Source organism: Rhizobium sp. R635, from assembly GCF_002211285.1.
In the GTDB taxonomy this organism is placed as follows: domain Bacteria; phylum Pseudomonadota; class Alphaproteobacteria; order Rhizobiales; family Rhizobiaceae; genus Rhizobium.
In genome coordinates, this window is record NZ_LOKX01000001.1 from 524,217 (window position 1) to 542,539 (window position 18,323).

At 60.4% G+C, this 18,323-nt stretch carries 15 protein-coding genes, 2 tRNA genes and 1 pseudogene; 9 read left to right on the top strand and 9 right to left on the bottom strand.

Features of this window, described 5'->3' with window-relative positions:
- Window positions 1–91 precede the first annotated feature (91 nt).
- The 4 genes and pseudogenes from ATY78_RS28765 to ATY78_RS02495 form a co-directional block, all read right to left on the bottom strand.
- Window positions 92–237, bottom strand: a pseudogene (locus ATY78_RS28765) (tRNA lysidine(34) synthetase TilS); the annotation flags it as partial.
- Between the two features lie 69 nt (window positions 238–306).
- Window positions 307–2,028: a DUF4166 domain-containing protein gene (locus ATY78_RS02485; protein WP_088680742.1), complete on the bottom strand. Its 1,722-nt coding sequence runs from the start codon at window positions 2,026–2,028 to the stop codon at window positions 307–309.
- Window positions 2,025–2,474: a DCC1-like thiol-disulfide oxidoreductase family protein gene (locus ATY78_RS02490; RefSeq protein ID WP_088680844.1), complete on the bottom strand. Its 450-nt coding sequence runs from the start codon at window positions 2,472–2,474 to the stop codon at window positions 2,025–2,027. The genes ATY78_RS02485 and ATY78_RS02490 overlap by 4 nt, the downstream gene beginning before the upstream one ends.
- A 13-nt stretch (window positions 2,475–2,487) precedes the next feature.
- Entirely contained in the window at window positions 2,488–3,405 is a 918-nt protein-coding gene (locus tag ATY78_RS02495; protein WP_088680743.1) for an MBL fold metallo-hydrolase, read from the bottom strand.
- A 166-nt stretch (window positions 3,406–3,571) separates the two neighbouring features.
- Between ATY78_RS02495 and ATY78_RS02500 the strand changes: the two genes are divergently transcribed.
- The 3 genes from ATY78_RS02500 (at window position 3,572) to ATY78_RS02515 (ending at window position 6,815) form a co-directional block, all read left to right on the top strand.
- A tRNA-Gln gene (locus ATY78_RS02500) sits at window positions 3,572–3,645 on the top strand.
- Between the two features lie 483 nt (window positions 3,646–4,128).
- Complete coding sequence (locus ATY78_RS02510) at window positions 4,129–5,997, top strand: N-6 DNA methylase (RefSeq protein ID WP_088680745.1); 1,869 nt, start codon at window positions 4,129–4,131, stop codon at window positions 5,995–5,997.
- The gene (locus ATY78_RS02515) at window positions 5,994–6,815 is read left to right on the top strand and encodes a restriction endonuclease subunit S (protein ID WP_190237368.1); all 822 of its coding nucleotides are present in this window, start codon (window positions 5,994–5,996) and stop codon (window positions 6,813–6,815) included. The genes ATY78_RS02510 and ATY78_RS02515 overlap by 4 nt, the downstream gene beginning before the upstream one ends.
- A 279-nt stretch (window positions 6,816–7,094) precedes the next feature.
- Here ATY78_RS02515 and ATY78_RS02520 read toward each other — a convergent pair whose 3' ends face one another.
- Window positions 7,095–7,880: an SDR family NAD(P)-dependent oxidoreductase gene (locus tag ATY78_RS02520; protein ID WP_088680747.1), complete on the bottom strand. Its 786-nt coding sequence runs from the start codon at window positions 7,878–7,880 to the stop codon at window positions 7,095–7,097.
- A 130-nt stretch (window positions 7,881–8,010) separates the two neighbouring features.
- The gene (locus tag ATY78_RS02525; RefSeq protein ID WP_088680748.1) at window positions 8,011–8,625 is read right to left on the bottom strand and encodes a TetR-like C-terminal domain-containing protein; all 615 of its coding nucleotides are present in this window, start codon (window positions 8,623–8,625) and stop codon (window positions 8,011–8,013) included.
- A gap of 111 nt (window positions 8,626–8,736) precedes the next feature.
- Here ATY78_RS02525 and ATY78_RS02530 point away from each other — a divergent pair, with 111 nt between their 5' ends.
- The 4 genes from ATY78_RS02530 to ATY78_RS02545 all read left to right on the top strand — a co-directional run bounded on the left by ATY78_RS02530 (window position 8,737) and on the right by ATY78_RS02545 (window position 13,712).
- Window positions 8,737–9,423, top strand: coding sequence for a PspA/IM30 family protein (locus tag ATY78_RS02530; RefSeq protein WP_088680749.1), 687 nt, complete (start codon window positions 8,737–8,739; stop codon window positions 9,421–9,423).
- A 47-nt stretch (window positions 9,424–9,470) separates the two neighbouring features.
- Complete coding sequence (locus ATY78_RS02535) at window positions 9,471–9,752, top strand: YiaA/YiaB family inner membrane protein (RefSeq protein WP_003569708.1); 282 nt, start codon at window positions 9,471–9,473, stop codon at window positions 9,750–9,752.
- A 92-nt stretch (window positions 9,753–9,844) separates the two neighbouring features.
- Window positions 9,845–13,240, top strand: coding sequence for an acyl-[ACP]--phospholipid O-acyltransferase (locus ATY78_RS02540; protein WP_088680750.1), 3,396 nt, complete (start codon window positions 9,845–9,847; stop codon window positions 13,238–13,240).
- Between the two features lie 127 nt (window positions 13,241–13,367).
- Window positions 13,368–13,712: a hypothetical protein gene (locus ATY78_RS02545; RefSeq protein WP_088680751.1), complete on the top strand. Its 345-nt coding sequence runs from the start codon at window positions 13,368–13,370 to the stop codon at window positions 13,710–13,712.
- A 169-nt stretch (window positions 13,713–13,881) separates the two neighbouring features.
- Here the strand turns inward: ATY78_RS02545 and ATY78_RS02550 are convergent, their stop codons facing one another.
- Window positions 13,882–14,883, bottom strand: coding sequence for a glycine betaine ABC transporter substrate-binding protein (locus tag ATY78_RS02550; protein WP_088680752.1), 1,002 nt, complete (start codon window positions 14,881–14,883; stop codon window positions 13,882–13,884).
- Window positions 14,884–15,088: 205 nt separating this feature from the next.
- Between ATY78_RS02550 and ATY78_RS02555 the strand changes: the two genes are divergently transcribed.
- The gene (locus tag ATY78_RS02555) at window positions 15,089–16,027 is read left to right on the top strand and encodes a LysR substrate-binding domain-containing protein (protein WP_088680753.1); all 939 of its coding nucleotides are present in this window, start codon (window positions 15,089–15,091) and stop codon (window positions 16,025–16,027) included.
- A 146-nt stretch (window positions 16,028–16,173) separates the two neighbouring features.
- On the opposite strand, the gene ATY78_RS02560 is transcribed toward ATY78_RS02555, so the two are convergent.
- Complete coding sequence (locus ATY78_RS02560; RefSeq protein WP_088680754.1) at window positions 16,174–16,581, bottom strand: hypothetical protein; 408 nt, start codon at window positions 16,579–16,581, stop codon at window positions 16,174–16,176.
- Window positions 16,582–16,844: 263 nt separating this feature from the next.
- Here ATY78_RS02560 and ATY78_RS02565 point away from each other — a divergent pair.
- Window positions 16,845–16,921, top strand: a tRNA-Pro gene (locus tag ATY78_RS02565).
- Between the two features lie 123 nt (window positions 16,922–17,044).
- Here ATY78_RS02565 and ATY78_RS02570 read toward each other — a convergent pair.
- Window positions 17,045–18,181, bottom strand: coding sequence for a hypothetical protein (locus tag ATY78_RS02570; RefSeq protein WP_088680755.1), 1,137 nt, complete (start codon window positions 18,179–18,181; stop codon window positions 17,045–17,047).
- Window positions 18,182–18,323: the final 142 nt, after the last annotated feature.

Sequence of the window (18,323 nt, forward strand, 5' to 3'; positions counted from 1 at the left end):
ACGCCCTGAGCCCAAAGCGAAGGGCCGGGATAGGGCGCGGCAGACTCAAACTCTTACGCCGCCGCAAACCCGACGGTCCGGCGAGGCTTCCACCCCAACCTCCGTCATTCCTGTGCTCGTCACAGGAATCCAGTGCGCCCAGGTCCCTGGGCGCGGGAGACACCTTGCTTGGTAAGAATCATTCACCGCGCCGACGCGCGGTGGCTGGATTCCTGTGACAGGCACAGGAATGAGGGAGGAGAGGTGAATGCCCGTCAACAATTATCAGTGGAGGGCTCCAAGGCAAAGCGGGCAAACGCCACCCCTTCACTCCACCACCAACCACCCCGTATACCGCACCACCAGCCCTGTCAGCCGCCCGCCGATCTCCACATGGAAATGGAACCGCCCGTCGCGCTCCTCCTCATAGGTATCGCCGCCCGGCGCCAGGAACAACGGCAGGGGAATGCCGCAAAACCGCCAGCCGCGCACCACGAGCCGCAGCTTCTGCCCCTCCGGCACCAGCGCCAGCAGCACCCGGAACGGGCCGAAGACCTCGGCGAGCAGGCGGCGGTCGCGGCCGGTGCCCTCGGCCTGCCAGCTTTGGAAGCTTCTGTTCCCGAAGGTACGCGTCCAGACCTCCCGGTCGCCATCGGTGGCGAAGTGCACCGTGACCGGCACATCCTCTCCGGCTGGGGGAAAGCCGATGGTGAGAGCGATCAGCCGGGCAAGCAGCCCGCCGCCGCGCTCGATCCGCGCCCGGCCGGAGGCGAGGCGGGTGCCGCCCCCGTGGATCGCGGCAAGGGCCGGCGGCAGGCGCTCCCAGGCGCTGCCGAGGACTCGCCGATAGAGCGGCTGGGCCCCTTCCTCGCGGTCCAGCCGGATGCCTGATGTGATCGAAAAACGCCGGAAGGCCGCTTCGAAATCCGCAAGCCGCAATTCCCCCGCCGCCGGCCGCGCGCCACTCTGCGGCCGCTGGCCTTCGAGCAACCGGCGCACCAGCGCCTCCACGCCGATGACCGGAATGAACGGACCGTCATCGCCTTCGGCAATCAGATGCCAGCCGGCGGTCAGCCGCCGCCCCTCGCGATCGAGCCCGCCGGCGCGGACGAACATGCCGCCGCGATGGGCGCCGAGGGCGAAGCGATGGCTGGCGACCTGCAGCGCCCGCGAAAAAGGCTTCAGCGAGGGCAGCAGCCGAAGGTTCACCAGCCGGGCGGCAAAGCTCAGCAGCCGCTGCAGCGCCTGCGGCTCGGTGCCGACGCCGGTGAAGGTGGATTGCAGGCCGGCAATGTGCTGCGGCAGCAGCGCAAGGTCCGGCGCATCGACCAGCAGGAAAGTCCGGCTGGCGAGCGGCGCCACGTCAGGCGGCGCGATCGTCACCCGCATCTCATCGATCAGCCCGCGCCCCTCGGCCGGCCGCCCCTCGCGCAGCACCGCCACCGGCTTGCCGGCATAGCTCGCGATGGCTCTCACGACATTGAGGCCGATCTTCACATGCGCCGACGGGGCAATGCCCGCCGCCACGCTTTCGATGCGGGAGAAATGCGGCGCCATCGCCTGCAGCGCCGCGAAGGAGAGGGCCGGCAGGCTGCTGAGCCCAGAGAGAGCGAAGGTGCCCTTTGCCTTCGCCTGCGCATCGAGCCCGCCGATGCCGGCGACGAAACCGGTGCTGTCGGCGAGATCGGCATAATCGATGCCGAGGTCGATGCAGGCCTGCACCACCTTATAGGCATCCCCAGTGAAGCTCTGGAACGGCCCCGAGGCATCGACGACGAGATCGGGCTTGAGCCGCGTCAGCTGTTCGGCGAGATCACCGTCGCGATCGAAAGCGACCGCGTGCAGCGTCGCCCCGAGATCGTTGCCGCCCAGCCGTCCCGCTCCGCCTTTCGGCGATCGCAGATCGGCGACGAAATCATCGGCCTTTTCAAGCGAGCGCCCGGCGATCAAGAGCCGGATCCGGGGTTCCTCGCCAAGCAGCCGGGCCAGCCGGCCGCCGAAGGTGCCGTAGCCGCCGATGATCAGCAGGGAAAATCTCTGGCCGCTCATGCGATGAAACGGCTGCGCTGCTCCGGCGTCGGCACCATGCAGCTTTGGCGGCCGGCAATCTTCAGCCGGTTGCGGGCGATGAATTCATAAAGCACATCGGCCGCGCGCCGCGGCAGCAGCCGGAACAGCTTGACCAGCGAATAGGGAAAGCCGAGCCCCGCCACCATGCGGATCGAGCCGTCGGACTTGAAGAAGGCGCGGCCCCCTTCGATGAGGATATTGGTTTCGTAATCGCGGGAATCGAGCCCGTAATGCCGGTAGAGCGCTTCGCCGAGTGGCGTCTGCGCCGCCAGGAAGCGGTATCGCTGCCGCTTGTCGTGCTTCAGTGCGAACTTCACCCAGCCGGAGCAGAACACGCATTCGCCATCGAAGACGATGAGCGGCCGGTCGTCGGCAAAGGCGGGGACCGCGGGATCGTTGCGATAGCTGTAATCGGCGCGCACCATGCTCATTTCCCCATCATTTTCCTGTCGCCGGCCGGTAGCTGGCGGCAAGGGAAGGCGGCCCATCCGCGGTAATCTCGCCGCGCTCCAGGAGATGCTCGATATGGGCGAGCACGGAAAGCGCGGCCGCCCCATGCAGCTTCGGATCGGTATCGCGATAGATCGCCTTCACCATTTCCGATATCTCGCGATCGCCGGCCGCGATCCGCGCCAGCACCGCCCGCTCACGCCCCAGCCGATGCGCCTTCAGCGCCGGCAGGAAGCTCTTCGGCTCCCTGACCGGCCCGCCATGGCCAGGAAGCAACAGCCCGTCCTCACGCCCGATCAGCTTGTCGAGCGCAGCCATATAATCCGCCATCGAACCATCCGGCGGCGCGACGATCGAGGTCGACCAGGCCATGACATGATCGCCTGAAAACAGGATCTCGCGGCCTTCGAGCGCGAAGGCGGCATGATTGGCCGTATGCCCCGGCGTCAGCACCGATGTCAGTGCCCAGCCATCGCCCGCAATCGTCTCGCCGTCGCCGAGCGCGATATCGGGCACGAAATCCATATCCGAGCTTTCGGCAAAGGGATTGACCTCGCCCTCCCTCAGCCGCCGCGCCGGCCGGTGCGGCCCTTGCCCCACCGTCACCGCCCCGGTTTCCGCCTGCAGCCGGCGGGCAAGCGGCGAGTGATCGCGATGGGTATGGCTGAGGAAGATATGCGTCACCTCCCGCCCGCCGATCGCAGCCATCAACGCGGCAAAATGCGCCTCATCCTCCGGCCCGGGATCGATGACGCCAAGCGAGGAAGAGCCGACGAGATAGCTGTTGGTACCGAAAAAGGTAAACGGCCCGGGATTTTCCGCCGTGATCCGCGCGATACCGGAAACAACCGGCACAGCCCGCCCATAGGCCGGCTCGAAAGCAAGGTCGAATGCGGGACTTTCCATGCGGGGCGATGATCTCGACGGCGACAATAACACCTCATGCTAGCACGCCGCCCGCCACTTCGCGCGCATAAATCTGCCTGAGGCTTAAACTTAGTCATTGTGACGGGCAAAGAGCTTTGCTAATCAGGCGCGATCCGAGCAAGCGGTTCGCCGCTCAAGGCTCTGGTGGGGCGTCGCCAAGCGGTAAGGCAACGGTTTTTGGTACCGTCATCCCTGGTTCGAATCCAGGCGCCCCAGCCAATATTCTTTCGATTCTTCTATTGGTTAGTGGCGCTGACTTCGATGTCCGTTGGAGTATACTTCTGCGGACAACTGCCCATACCCGCCTTATACCCTTTATGCTATCGCGGAGGCTTGCGCTGGAAGATCGTATACACCACCGGCGGAAAGTTTGGATGTGCCAAATCGACAGCGCTGTATGGTGGAAAAGGCTGCACGAAAGAACTCGAATCCCCTCGGTAAAACTTCCCAATATGATGAAGTCGTCGCGACGCTGTTGGCGGGCGCCCAACTTATAAGCAACGGCGAGACGCAGCTGTCGCACGTCTCAATGGAAGCGGGCCAAGTTCGTTACACCGCGCAATCGGCAAAGTGCAGACAGCGTTGGAAGCTGTGTTAAATGGTCAGCTGTCAAGCCGGTGAGTACTGAGCCTAGCCGGGTTGTGTGCGGGCCGCGAATATGGTCTCACAAAACGAGCGTCTATATACATCTAGGATTTCGTAGTGGCACTTATTGGCGACTTTTACATTATTCCACCGGACCAGTGGTTGTTTCCCACACATGGCGACGTAATGGACGCCAAACGCCGTGCAAATGCTAGTTTTGAAGCAACTGGGTCCTACGAGACAGCAGCCTCGCAGATAGAAGAGTTTGTCCGGCAATGGGCGCTCGCCCGCATTATCGATGTGTACAAATATCCAAAGGAGTGGCTCGGCGAACGTCTGATAATTGAAGAGCCTGTGAAAATGGGCTCCACAGAGAAAGAGGCCGATATATCAATCAAAAATATCAATCGCCGGACCTTTCTGTACGTAGAAGCGAAAAGATTAAGTGGCAGCGATGATGAATTTGTCGAGGCCGAGAGGCAGCTTGAGACGTATCTCGCGTCAACACATACCGCAACTATTGGATTGGTAACCAATGGAATGCGAACCAAGGTGATCCGCAAAAAGATCGATCCCAATGATTTCGAATACATAGTTGATCTCCCGTCATACGGGGCAGACGTGGCATCCCGCGTTCAGCTTGTGCGCGAAGCTCCCGATGTTGGGAAAAAGCGCTCGACCGGTTTGCGCCCTATATCGGAAGACTACGAGCGCGTACTATTTGATTGCCATAGTACCGCACGAGACGTTGACGGTCTCCATGCAGATGAGGCGTTGGACGAAATATGCAAAGTTCTCTACGCAAAAATATTCGATGAACGGCAAGTAACGAAGCAAGCCGTTGGCACACCCTTCAAATTCCAGACTTTTGGTGCGAGCAACGCGTCTGAAGTAGCGTCGAACATACGAACGCTATATGAAGAAGCGAAAAATACAGATGTCGAAATATATTCGAAACGTATTCCCGGTTACGAGCGTTCGCGCGGGGTATTTAAACAGCAAGTTCGCCTCAGCGACATTGCTTTATATCGAGTTGTAGAACGGTTGCAGGAATTTTCACTGATCGACAGCTCTGAAGATATAAAAGGGAGAGCGTTCCAGAAGATACTAGGTAGTGCAATCCGTGCGGGAATGGGCCAATACTTCACGCCAGATCCAATTGTTGAATTAGCAATTGAGGTGATTGACCCCCAAGCCGACCACTTGATACTGGACCCATTCTGCGGCTCAGGCCATTTTCTTACAAAGGCTTTGCAGCATGTTGTGCGGGAGCAAGGTGAGATCATGCCGCCACATGCATTGCACGAGTTCAAATTTTTCCATCTTCATGGCATCGAGAAATCTGATCGAATGGTCCGTATTGCTATGACGGACATGATGCTTCATGACGACGGCCATACCAACATCCGCAATCAGGATGCTCTACTGAGTTTTGAGAACTACCCTGATATTACCGCACTCAACGAAGTGAATGAGGAGAATGCGGCGCAGCAGAATTTGAACCCCGCGGTGTTCGACGTAGTCCTGACAAACCCTCCCTTCGGCAGCATAATGCGGCAAGAAGTGATGGAGATGATTGGGCGCTTTCATCTTGGCCATAAGAAAAAGTCCCTTCCACTCGAAATTATAGGTTTGGAGCGCAGCCTGCAGTTTTTGAAGCCAGGAGGACGACTTGCGATCGTGCTCCCTGAGCATTTGATGAAGGGCAAAAATGCAGCCTTTGTTCGTGAATGGCTACGCAACGTTGCACACGTTAAGGCTATATTCTTCTTCCCCGAGGAAGCTTTTACGCCATTTGGGGCCATGGTGAAAACGTGCCTTCTAATCCTACAAAAATTCAAAGCTGGCGAGGTAATGCAACCCGATGCGCCAACATTCCTGTGTGAGGTGGAGAACTTAGGATACGAGGCGACCGGAAAACCTAAAGCTGGTACGGAAGTTCCGTCGGCCATCGAAGCATTCAAGCAAAACGTGAGGTGGAATTGAAAACTTTGATTCGCACGCAAAACCATTTTAAAGCCGCCGGGCGTTGGGACATCGATTTTCACCTCCCGCCTGTTGAGATTGAGCGGTTTCACAAAAAGCTGATCAAGAAAGTTGAGGATGTCGCGTTTGTCGCAACAGAGAAACGCGATCCGACTGCGACGCCAGAGGATGTGTTCAAATACGTTGATATCGCTAGTATTGACGTGCAAACCGGGGAGGTCATAAATCCCCAAGACCTTTCTGGTGAAGAAGCACCTTCGCGGGCCCGTAAGGTCATTCGCGCTTTCGACGTGCTGATTTCGACCTGCCGTCCTACCCGTGGTGCTATAAGCGTGGTACCTGTAGAGCTACACAACCAGATTGCTTCCACCGCTTTTACAGTGTTGCGTGCTAAGCCGGGAATCAATCCATATTACCTTCACTACGCAATCAGGTTAACGAGTACACTCGAACAATTTCGCAAATGGAGCACCGGTTCTAGTTATCCAGCGATCCTTGATGGGGACGTGTTGAAGACTCGTATCCCGGTGCCGGATCTAAAAGAACAAGAGGAAATTGCAGCTCAGATCATGCGTGCTTTTGTCGTGCGCGATCAAGCTATCAAGGATGCAAACGCAAACTGGCTTAGCAAGCTCGATGGCATTACAGGCGCGCTTGGTAAAGGTGGTGCCAAGACAGTTGTGGGCGATACGTCACTAGAAACAATCGAAGCCACGTTGAACGATCTTCCTCCACTGAAGTTCGATCCACCGGGCAGACGTGGTCGCAACCGCTCCGATGATGAACCGCTTCTCGACCTCATTGCTGAAGCCGCGTAGTCAGATTATCGGCATACACAAAGGTGGACATTGTGTCCCCTTAGCCACCCGAGAACGTCCGGTTTCCAAGAGTCTTGAGCAACGGTGGGCGCTCCCTCCTGCGCCACCGATTGTATTCACGGCGGATGCGGGGCAAGGGTCGAGGGTGTGGTGATCCTTGCGGGCGCGAAACATTCCCCGTTCAAATGGGCTCGAATAGCGCCTACGCAAATAGATGACCGGGGACAGTCCATCTAGCGTCTCTTGGAGGAGTGCGGCGATCTCGATAATCGGCGGGTATTACCCCTTGCCGGCTGCTTCAAACAACCGCACACCCGTCAACCCCGCCAGCTTCTCTACCAGCGCCTCCTGAAACCCAACATCATTCGCCTCCGCCGCCGCCTCCAGCTGCTGGCGGTGATACCAATACCCACCGCTCACCTTTGCCGCGCCATCAGCGCTCGTTGCCAGCCAAGTTTGCGTGAGATGCCCCATCTCCAGATCATCCGGCGCGCCGGCGCCGCCCATTTTTGTCGGCACCCAGCCGGGGTCGACGGCGTTGCTCAGCACATCGGGCCAGCGGCGGGCGATGGCGGCGGCGAGGGTGGCGATGTAGAGTTTGCTTTCCGAATAGGCCTGGCTGGCGCTCCATGGCCGCTTCTTCCAGTCGATATCGTCGAGCGTGCTGCCGCCGCTGCGGTGCATGCCGCTCGTGAGATAGATCAGGCGGTGGGGCCTCGTGATCCAGGCAGTGAGGAGATAGGGCGCGAGCGTATTGACGGCGAGCGTCTTGGCATGACCTTCCGGGGTTTCGCCGCGGCTGCGCTCGAGGTAGATGCCGGCATTGTGGATGACGGCGTCCATGCGGCCGATAGCGTTGAGCTGTTCGGCGATGGAGCGGGTTTGTTCGGCGCTGGCGAGATCGCCGATGACGAGGCCGAAGGCGGCGGAGGAGGTCCCTGATATGGCGGCGGCGCGCTCGCGGGAGCGGGCGTGCAGCACGACCTCGTGGCCTTCGCGGATGAGGGTGCGGGCGGCGGCGAAGCCGAGGCCATCGGTGGAACCGGTGATGAAGATGCGGCTCATGGTGTCTCCGTTGACCGTGAGTGGGTTAGGGAGAGTCAAGCAGGTTTTGGTTGGTGGCTCAACGCGGGAGTTGGGGTGGGGCCGCAGGGTGGTGGTTGCCCCGCGCCTCGCCACTCCACCCACCACCGCCTCACATCCCCTGCCGCCGCTGCTCCGCCCCCACCGCAATCGTCTGCACCAACTCATCCACCTCCCGCGCCAGCCGCTCCAGCGGCAAGCCCACGAAGCGGCCCTCCAGGCTGATGCTCACCACCCCATGCACCGCGCCGAACAGCGTTCGCGCGCGGATGGCCCTGTCCTCCGCCGGCATGTCGGGCTGCAGTTCGGCGAGCGGTTCGGCGATCACGTCCATCAGGAAGAGGTGTTCGTCGAGGTGCCATTGCGGCGTCGGGCTGGTGTCCGGGGGGGAGTGCTCGAACAGCGCCTTCCAGAGATTGCGGTGTTCGACGGCGAAGGCGAGGTAGCCCTGGGCGAGGTTGCGGAGCCGATCGGTCGGGCTTTTTTCCTTGGCCTCGGCAAGTGTCAGGCGCGCCTCCAGCGCCTTCAGCGTCGCGGAATTGACGTGGATGACGAGTTCGGCGAGGTCTGAGAAGACGGTGTAAAGGCCGCCGAGCGCGCAGCCGGCATCCTGGGTAATGTCGCGGGCTCTGAGGCTGGAGAGGCCGTCGCGGGCAATGCGCTCGCGCGCCGCCTCGATCAGCCGGGCCTTTAAATCCTCGCGTTTTTCTTCCCGTCGACCGGCCATTAACCATTCCCTTTCGAATTTTTGAACGTCGTTCAAAATTATTCTTGAACAGCGTTCATGATTCTGCCATAACTCATCTCGTGAACAACGTTCATAAACCGGAGGAAGGAAATGTTCAAATTGATTTCCATTTTGGTGCGGGGCAGGGCGCATGATGCCGAGCAGGCCTTTGCCGATCGCAACGCCGTGCCGCTGCTTTCCCAGCAGATCCGCGATGCGGCCCAGGCGATCCAGCAGGCGCGCCGCAGCGTCGCCGTCGCCATCGCCCAGAACGAGCAGGAGAAGGGCCAGCACGCGACGATCCTCGCCCGCATCGCCGATCTCGAAAGCCGCGCCACCGCAGCGCTTTCCAAGGGCAATGAGCCGCTCGCCCGCGAAGCCGCCGAGGCGATCGCCTTTCTCGAAGCCGAGCGCGATGCGTCTGAGAAGGCGCAGAGCCACTTCGTCAGCGCGATCGACAAGCTGAAGGCGATCGTGCGCGCCTCCGAAGCCAGGCTGCAGGAGTTGCAGCGCGGCGAGCGGCTGGCCCGCGCCACCGAGCAGGCGCAGAAGCTCGATGTATCGGTCGCCGGCCCCGGCTTCGCCACGCTCGACGATGCCGAGGAGACGCTCGCCCGCCTTCGCCTGCGCCAGAGCCAGAACGAGCTGACATCAGCAGCGCTGAAGGACATGGAAGGCGCGACAAGGCCCGCCGGCATCATCGAGAAGCTTGCCAATGCCGGCTTCGGCCCGCCGCTGCGCACATCAGCCGATGACGTGCTTGCCCGCCTGAAGAGCCGGGTCAGCCCGGCCGCCTGAGCCTTATCCAGTGCCAATCCCATTCATCGAACACAAGGATTACGACAATGAACGACAGTTTCCAGAAACACTCCGCAAGCTGGGTCAGCTTCTCCTACATCTCTTTCGGCTCGGCCGCCTTCATGCTGGCGCTCGGTCTTTACATGATGCCGCTCGATCTCTGGGGCAAGGGCTATCTCGCCATGGGCATCCTGATGCTGGTGCAGACGACGGTGAATATCACCAAGACGCTGCGCGACAACGCCGAATCCGAGAAGCTGATTCGCAAGGTCGAGGATGCCCGCACCGAAAAGCTGCTGGTCAAATTCAATCGTAGCGATGAAGATTGATCTTCCTTAACCACATCGCAGAGTTGTTAACGCACTCAACTTTTGCGTAACAACTCTGTGGCCTTCTCTGCCGATCGAAAGAGGGTCCCGCCGTGCAAACCAATCTGATGACATCGAGGAAATTCGCGCCACTGTTCTGGACGCAGTTTCTGACCGCCTTCAACGACAATTTCCTCAAGAATACCCTGGTCTTCCTCATCCTCTACAAAATGTCGGCGAGCGAGGGCGCGGCACTGGTGACGCTGGCCGGCGTCATCCTCATCGTGCCCTTCCTGCTGCTCTCCGCACTCGGCGGCGAAATCGCCGACAAGCACGACAAGGCTGAGGTGGCCGAGCTCTTGAAACGCTGCGAGATCGGCATTGCCGCCCTTGCCGTTGTCGGCCTCGGCTTCTCCTCGATTTTTGTGTTGATGGCCGCACTCTTCGGCTTTGGCGTCATCTCGGCGCTGTTCGGGCCGATCAAATACGGCATCCTGCCCGATCATCTCGAACGCCGCGACCTGCCGAAGGCCAATGCCTGGATCGAGGGCGGCACCTTCATCGCCATCCTCGGCGGCACGATCATCGCAGCTCTTGCCTTTTCCAGCGGCGACAACGTCGTCCTCTTCGGCTCGATGATGATGGGGCTGTCGGTGCTCTGCTGGCTGTCAGCCCGCATGATCCCGGCGACCGGCTCCAAGGCGCCCGATCTTCAGATCGACCGCAACGTCATCCGCTCCAGCTTCACGCTGGTCATGGAAATCCGTCAGGACAAGCGGCTGTGGCGCTCGGCGCTGATGAATTGCTGGTTCTGGCTGGTCGGCGCCTTCATTCTCTCCATCCTGCCGACCATGGTGACCGAGCTGCTCGGCGGCTCCGAGCTCGTCGTGCCGGCCTATCTCACGGTCTTTGCCATCGCTGTCGCCGTCGGTTCGGGCATTGCCGCCTGGATGTCGTCGGGCCGCATCGTGCTCTTGCCGGCGCCTGTCGGCACCGCGCTGCTCGGCCTCTTCAGCCTCGATCTCGCCTGGAACCTCTGGGGCCTCACGTCGACGTCGCACGCGACGACGATCCTCGATTTCTTCGCCGGCCCAAATACCATCCGCGTCGCCATCGATCTCGCCGGCATGGCGATATCAGGCGCCTTCATCGCCGTGCCGACTTTCGCCGGCCTGCAGACTTGGGCGCATGAGGATCGCCGCGCCCGCGTCATCGGTGCCGCCAACGTGCTCTCGGCGCTGTTCATCACCGTCGGCCTCGGCCTCGTCGCCGTCATCCAGGCACTCGGCGCCTCTATCCCTCAGATCTTGATCGGCCTTGGCGTCATCAATTTCGCCGTCGCCTGGCTGATGCTGAAGACCCTGCCGACCAATGCCTTCCGCGATTTCATCTCGATCCTGTTCCGCGCCTTCATGCGGCTCGAGGTCGAGGGGCTGGAGAATATCAAGAAGGCCGGCCCGGCGCCGATCATTGCGCTCAACCATGTCAGCCTGCTCGATGGGGCCTTGGCGCTCGCCATCACCGAGGAAGAGCCGGTCTTCGCCGTCGATTACAAGATCGCCCAGGCCTGGTGGGTGCGGCCCTTCCTGAAAATGTGCAAATTCCTGCCGCTCGACCCGACCAAGCCGATGGCGACGCGCTCGCTGATCAAGGTTGCGCAGGAAGGCAACCCGATCGGCATCTTCCCCGAAGGCCGCCTGACGGTGACCGGCACGCTGATGAAGGTCTATGACGGCGCGGCCATGGTCGCCGACAAGACCGACTCGATGGTGGTGCCGGTGAAGATCGACGGGCTGGAGAAGACCTATTTCTCCTATCTCGACGACGGCAAGATCCGCCGCCGGCTGTTTCCCAAGGTCAAAGTCACCATTCTCGAACCGGTGAAACTGGAAGTGCCGCCGGAGCTGAAAGGCCGCAAACGCCGCACGGCGGCAGGTGCTGCGCTCTACCAGGTGATGTCGAACCTGCTCTTCCGCACCGCCGATACCTCGTCGACCGTGCTCGATCGCGTCATCGAGGCCGGCCACGAATTCGGCATGAAAAAGCTTGCGGTCGAAGATCCGGTCACCGGCCGGCTGACCTATGGCAAGCTCTTGACCGGGGCTGCCGTGCTCGGCGCGAAATTCCGCGCCCGCTTTCCGGAACAGAACGTCGGCGTCATGCTGCCGAATGCCAATGGCGCCGCCGCCACCATTCTCGGCGTCATGAGTGCGGGCAAGGTGCCGGCCATGCTGAATTTTACCGCCGGTGCCGCCAACATCCTCTCGGCCTGCAAGGCGGCCGAGGTCAAACACGTGCTGACCTCGCGCGCCTTCGTCACCCAGGCCAAGCTCGGCCCTGTCATCGAGGAGCTGGAAAAGCAGCTGACCATCGTCTGGCTCGATGATCTCAGGGCCGAAATCGGCTTCAAGGACAAGATCATCGGGCTTCTCCGCAAGGCGCGGCCGCTGGTCAAGCGCCAGGCCGATGATCCCGCCGTCATTCTCTTCACCTCAGGTTCGGAAGGCACGCCGAAGGGCGTGGTGCTCACCCACCGCAACGTGCTGTCGAACGCCGCCCAGGCCGCTGCCCGCATCGATTTCCACAGCGGCGACAAGGTGTTCAACATCCTGCCGGTCTTCCATTCCTTCGGGCTGACGGCCGGCACCGTGCTGCCGCTGATCTCCGGCGTGCCGGTCTATTTCTATCCTTCGCCGCTGCATTACCGCATCGTGCCGGAGCTGATCTATGTCTCCAATGCCACGATCATCTTCGGCACCGATACCTTCCTCAACGGTTATGCGAGAACGGCGCATCCCTACGACTTCCGCTCGATCCGCTATATCTTCGCCGGCGCCGAGCCGGTGAAGGCCGCAACCCGCCACACCTATATGGAAAAATTCGGCCTGCGCATCCTCGAAGGCTACGGCGTCACCGAGACGGCGCCTGTGATTTCGATCAACACGCCGATGTACAACCGCTCCGGCACGGTCGGCAAAATCCTGCCGGGCATGGAATGGAAGCTCGAACCGGTGCCCGGCATCGACGAGGGCGGAAGGCTGCATGTGCGCGGCGCCAATGTCATGGCCGGCTACCTCCGCGCCGAAAAGCCCGGCGTGCTCGAACCGCTCGCCGATGGCTGGCACGACACCGGCGACATCGTCACCATCGATGAAGACGGCTTCGTCAAGATCCGCGGCCGCGCCAAGCGCTTCGCCAAGATCGGCGGCGAAATGGTGTCGCTGGCGGCGATCGAAGCGCTCGCCGCCGAACTCTGGCCCGGCGCTCTCTCGGTCGTCTCCTCGCTCCCCGACCCCAAGAAAGGCGAGCGCCTGGTGCTGCTCACCGACGCCGAAACCGCCACCCGCACCGAATTCCTCGCCTTCGCCAAATCGAAGGGCGCCATGGACATGATGGTCCCGGCCGAAGTCACGATCGGCAAGGTGCCGGTGCTGGGCTCCGGCAAGGTCGATTTCGTCGCGGCGCGCAAGCTGGCGGAGGGTGCGGCTGAGAAAGAGGAGGCCGCGTAGGCGGGCGTCTCGTTCGGGTGGCACCTGATGACTATACAGGCAATCTACCGCCATGCCACCGAGCAAACGTTGATCCGTTTCGTCATACCGGGTTGTCGAGTTTCGAAGCATCTAGGAGAGAATTCCTATGGCATTTGGCCGTGATACAGCGAAGGAGGGCTGGAGATGGGCGCTGATCCTGCTCCACGTCTTGCTATGGGGAGCGTTCGCTTTGCAGGCATACCGGACGGCCAGTACCGACAAATATGCTAGCTGCTGGGGGCTCATTCTACTGTATTTCCCGCCGCTGAACATGCTGTTCTGGGCGATTGCGACCCCCAGTCTCGCCGTGGTGCTGGCAGCGATTTTTCGTCCGTCAATATGTCGACATTCGTTCTTTCAGGCAGCCTGCCATGGCATGATCCTCATTATCGGATTGCTGTTTTGCAATTATTCCGCTTATGCGGCAGCCGGTCAGGTTAAATGCCTGTAGCGCGGACTAACCTCGCTTTCGCGAAATCAAAGGGCCGAGCCACTCGTCTTGTCTTTCGGAACTCGTCTGACGGGGAGAAGCGACGCACCTTACGAGCAGAGGGATCGCGGCATATCTCTTCTCCCCGCAGGCGGGAAGAAGGCGGCGGCAGCCACCTTCTCCTCGTTCACTAAAGGGCGGCTTTGATTTTCTCGGCGACATCAGCCGGAACCCATTGCGACCAGATGGCCTCGTCTTGTTCGAGGAAGCGCTTGGCGCCGTCTTCACCGGTGCCCTGGTTTTCCGTTTCCCACGCCATGATCTTGCCGACTGTATCGTTGCTCCAGCCGCGCTTGTTGAAATAGGCCATGACTTCGGGGCTGGTGCGGTCGGCAAACTTCTTGGTAAGGACGGTCATCACCTTGTCGACCGGCCAGTCGGCGACCTTCGGATCGGGGCAGGCGAGGTTGGTGATGCAGCGCTTCCATTCGACGGGATCAGCCGGAGCATTCTGTTTGAGCATCACCAGTTGATATTTCCCGAGCAGCGCCGTCGGCGCCCAGTAATAGGTGACGAAGCCTTCCTTGCGTTCATAGGCCTTGGCGATTGCACCGTCGAGTCCGGCTGCCGAGCCCGGGTTCATCAGATTGAAGCCCTTGTCGGCGGCTTTGTACGCCTTGAACAGCTGCGTCGTGACGACAGTCGCTCCCCAGCCTTCGGCGCCGTTGAAGATCACGCCCTTGTTCGGGTCTTCCTGATCGGGAAAGAGTTCGGGATGGGCAAGAGCATCCTCGACGGTCTTGATGTCGGGATGGGCGTCGGCCAGATATTTCGGGATCCACCAGCCCTGAATGCCGCCATCGGGAAGGGCCGGGGCGCCGAAGACGATTTTGCCTTCCTGAACACCGCGCGGAACGATCTCGGGCAGCAGGTCGATCCAGGTTTCGGATGAGACGTCGGGTTCGCTCTTCTCCACCATCGATGTCGTGGTCGGCACCGTGTCGCCGGGAACGGTTTCGACGTTGCAGCCGTAACCATTCTCAAGAATGAATTTGTCGACGAAAGTCAGGAGTTCGGCGCTCTGCGCATTGTGGACGGCCAAGACCACGTCTCCGCATTCGGCCGCATGAGAAAGCGATGCGCCGCCGGCAAGGCCGGCCAGCAGACATGTGGATGCAAGCAATTTTTTCATTTTTTGTTCCCTCTGTTCTGCGGCCTCAAGAAGTCAGAGTGCCGCGACGATCGCTATGAAAGCGGCAGGCAGGCCTTGAGGACAAGGCACATAAAAATCCGGCATGTGTTGAGTTAAACTCAAGACAGGGCGGAATAGCCGGGTTATTATGCGGCAATATCAACGCTGCTATCGGCATGCAGCCAGGGATGGATGGGAGAAATCGATGGTTCGCCGTTTCTATGGTCTGCCGTCCCTGACCGCTCTTGCCACCTTCGAGGCCTCCGCCCGCCACGGCAATTTCACCTTGGCGGCGGCCGAGCTCAACGTCACCACCGGGGCGGTCAGCCGGCAGATCAAGTCGATGGAGCAGGAAATCGGCGCCGCTCTTTTCGTGCGCACCGGCAAGGGGGTGATGCTGACCGCACCCGCCGAGGAATTATACCGGGCCTTGGCAAGCGGCTTCTCCAAGGCTTCCGATGTCGTCAATTCGATCAAGCAGGGAAACAGCGCGCGCAACGTGACCATTGCTTGCAGCGACGTGTTCGGGACGATGTGGCTGATCCCCAGGATGCCGGATTTCTGGCGGCGTTTCCCCGATATATCGGTCGATCACCTGATCGGTGACAGCTTCAAGATCTTCCACCGCTCCCAGCTGGAGCTTCGCATCCGCTACGGATCGGGCAAATGGATCGACGAGACGGCGGAATTTCTCTTTGAAGACTGTCTCTATCCGGTCTGCAGTCCGGGTTTTGCGGAGAGGCACGCCGGCGCCTCGGCCGCCGATCTTGCCGATCTGCCGCTGTTGAATGTCGAGTGGGTCGAGCCCGGCTGGACCGGTTGGGAAGAGGTGCTGGCGCGCGGCGGCGTGCCCTATCACGCCTCCAGCGGAAGACGTTTCGGCAAGTTCAGCGTGGCGCTCCAGGCTGCCATGGCCGACCAGGGGCTGGTCGTCGGATGGCACCGTATGGTCGCCCCCCTCATCGAAAAGGGGGATCTGTTGCGCTTCACTGATCTAGTCGTTCCCGATCCCGGGGCCTATTACCTCACCTGGAACAGCACCCGCGCGCTGCCTCCCGCTGCCGCGTCGCTGCGCGACTGGATCAGGGCAATCGCCGAGGAGGAAAGACGCGTGCCGATGCCCTGCGGTAAAGCACCTTCCTGAGACCGTCAGAAAGTGCTGCACGCCGCCTCCGGCTTCTTCAGCCTGAGGTCGAGAACGGGCGGCGCGGCGAGCGGATAGACGGCGACGACAAACGAAAACAGGCGGCAATTGCGGCCGCCTGTGAGGTGTCTCGAATAAAGCGCCCGTTACTTCTGTTCGGGCGCCAGGAACTCGGCGCAATAGGACGGGCCGTTGACGCCGGGGATGTCGGCGACGGTGCGGATGTCGCGGATCGTGTAGTCGGAGCTGGTGGTGATTTCGGCCTGGCAGCGCAGATAGGCGGTGCGGGCGGCGGAAATCTGCTTGCCGCGCTTGCCGTCGGCGCCTTCGGCGTATTTCGCCGGAATGCGCACGGTCTTGTAGCCGCCGCGCCATGTATAGATGGTGGAGGCGCCTTCCTCGCGGTCGCTGATCGGCGGGCCGAAGGCGGCAAAGAAGATGCCGGCCGACTTGCCGACCCAGCGGGCCTCGATCGGATTGCCGGCGGAAGGAATGGTCGTGCATCCGGCGAGCGCAATCGCAAGCCCGGCCGCGGTCATAGTGCGGAGTTTCATCGTGTCGTCCCTGATCTCTAGCGCGTTGGCTGCGAAGCCGCCGTCACGGCGGTTTCGCCTGTCCCGCCGAGCCCTTTAGCGCGGAACCCGGCAAAAGAAAATTGGCGCTTTCACACTTCCGTTCGATTTGCTTCGGGTGTGTCTTTTTGCAGCAGCCGCTACCGTTCGAGGCCTGTCACGCCCCCGTCAAAAATTCCATCGACTTTTTGGAATTTGGTGCTTGTGCAACCAGATAGGCTGTTCTATAGAAGCGCCGCTGGTCACGGAGTGTAGCGCAGTCTGGTAGCGCACCACGTTCGGGACGTGGGGGTCGAGTGTTCGAATCACTCCACTCCGACCAGCTAGAAACCCCGCTCCGGCGGGGTTTTTCATTCTTGGGCATTGCTGTATAAAAGCATGGGAACGCGCGTGTCGTCCTGTAGTTCGGAGCGGCGACGTTGCCGCAAAAGTGAGCCTTAGATGCTCACTTGGTCTGAGCCAACTTGGCGGGCTCAGGCAGTTCGACTTCAGCAACCGTCCGAAGGCGAGCCGCGTAATCTCCGGATGAGTCGAACTCGGCAGGGATTTTGGTCAGATACACCTCAATCTCGGCCAGCGTGCGAGGCCGATGATTGGGAATACGCTTCCACCAATCCACGAGATCGTCCAGATCCTGCGATGTCCATTGGCGCCATGTGTCCTCGCGCTTGCTGCGGATCTCATTGATATAGCTCGCGGTCAAGGGAGTGCCATACAAGCCCTTCTCACCGGGATCGACGTACCTGAAGTAAACGGGCAACGCCTTTACGCTGGCGACCCGCGAGAAGTTGTCCTGATCAACCTGGTTGCTGGCGAGAAGTGTTTCAAAAAAGCCGCGTCCCTGCGTGTGTTCTCTCGCGATCAGAACGTTGAAATTTGCGTCCAGCATATATGCGGTATCTTCTTCCGGATCGTAGACGTCAGCAAAGACGTGACCCGGCAGTGATGGCGTGTTGGCAGAAATCAGGGCGGCTTTCAGCCCTAGTGCTTCGGCAACCATCATGACCCGGATCGTGAAATCGCTACAATTTCCGCTGGTGCCCAAAAGCATGCTCTTGAAATCGTTCGGGACTGTGTCCCTGACCTCATAAGTCGGCATCGACCCATTCACTCGCAGCATGGCAAACGTGATGAGCGCCCTCCGCTTCGTTTCTGCCAGGGTCAAGTTTCTCGGATCGCGCTCGAATTCTGCCAGCAAGCTAGAGTGAAGAAGCTTTTTGATATCGCGGGGGGATGTCGTTTCGAAGTTCGTCTTCAGATCGAGGAGAGGTCCTCTGAAGCGTTTGACGAAATCAAGGTCGTCCTTTGTCACACCATGTTCGGCGGGAACGAGTTTCAAGCCTTCCGGCGTCTCGGCATAAGCCAGGGGCAAATTGCCTAGTTGTTTCAGATTCTCCGCCACCGCGGTCAGCTGCTTCAGATTTTCCGACATGGCGGCGAGCTGCCTGTTGATCTGCTTATTCTCGGCTCTCAGCTTTGTTGTGGCCTTGTAGTTCTGAACGGCGACGCCCACAATGAACGCCGCCCCAAGACAGATTGCAACTGCAAGAACTCGCTTCCCGCCCAAACGCGACACGATCATTCATTGATCTCCCATTCATCCAAGGGGTGTATATATAGCGGAGACCATTTCTGGGCTATCTTATATTTTGCCTTTTCCCGATTGATACGGCGCCGCACTGCACAGCAGTGCTCCTACCCGATCGACCCCGATACTCGCGGCC

Bases quoted from the DNA above. Each gene is read 5' to 3' on its own strand.
- ATY78_RS02485 (WP_088680742.1), bottom strand. From the start codon at position 2,028: ATGAGCGGCCAGAGATTTTCCCTGCTGATCATCGGCGGCTACGGCACC.
- ATY78_RS02490 (WP_088680844.1), bottom strand. From the start codon at position 2,474: ATGGTGCGCGCCGATTACAGCTATCGCAACGATCCCGCGGTCCCCGCC.
- ATY78_RS02495 (WP_088680743.1), bottom strand. From the start codon at position 3,405: ATGGAAAGTCCCGCATTCGACCTTGCTTTCGAGCCGGCCTATGGGCGG.
- ATY78_RS02520 (WP_088680747.1), bottom strand. From the start codon at position 7,880: ATGAGCCGCATCTTCATCACCGGTTCCACCGATGGCCTCGGCTTCGCC.
- ATY78_RS02525 (WP_088680748.1), bottom strand. From the start codon at position 8,625: ATGGCCGGTCGACGGGAAGAAAAACGCGAGGATTTAAAGGCCCGGCTG.
- ATY78_RS02530 (WP_088680749.1), top strand. From the start codon at position 8,737: ATGTTCAAATTGATTTCCATTTTGGTGCGGGGCAGGGCGCATGATGCC.
- ATY78_RS02535 (WP_003569708.1), top strand. From the start codon at position 9,471: ATGAACGACAGTTTCCAGAAACACTCCGCAAGCTGGGTCAGCTTCTCC.
- ATY78_RS02545 (WP_088680751.1), top strand. From the start codon at position 13,368: ATGGCATTTGGCCGTGATACAGCGAAGGAGGGCTGGAGATGGGCGCTG.
- ATY78_RS02550 (WP_088680752.1), bottom strand. From the start codon at position 14,883: ATGAAAAAATTGCTTGCATCCACATGTCTGCTGGCCGGCCTTGCCGGC.
- ATY78_RS02555 (WP_088680753.1), top strand. From the start codon at position 15,089: ATGGTTCGCCGTTTCTATGGTCTGCCGTCCCTGACCGCTCTTGCCACC.
- ATY78_RS02560 (WP_088680754.1), bottom strand. From the start codon at position 16,581: ATGAAACTCCGCACTATGACCGCGGCCGGGCTTGCGATTGCGCTCGCC.
- ATY78_RS02570 (WP_088680755.1), bottom strand. From the start codon at position 18,181: ATGATCGTGTCGCGTTTGGGCGGGAAGCGAGTTCTTGCAGTTGCAATC.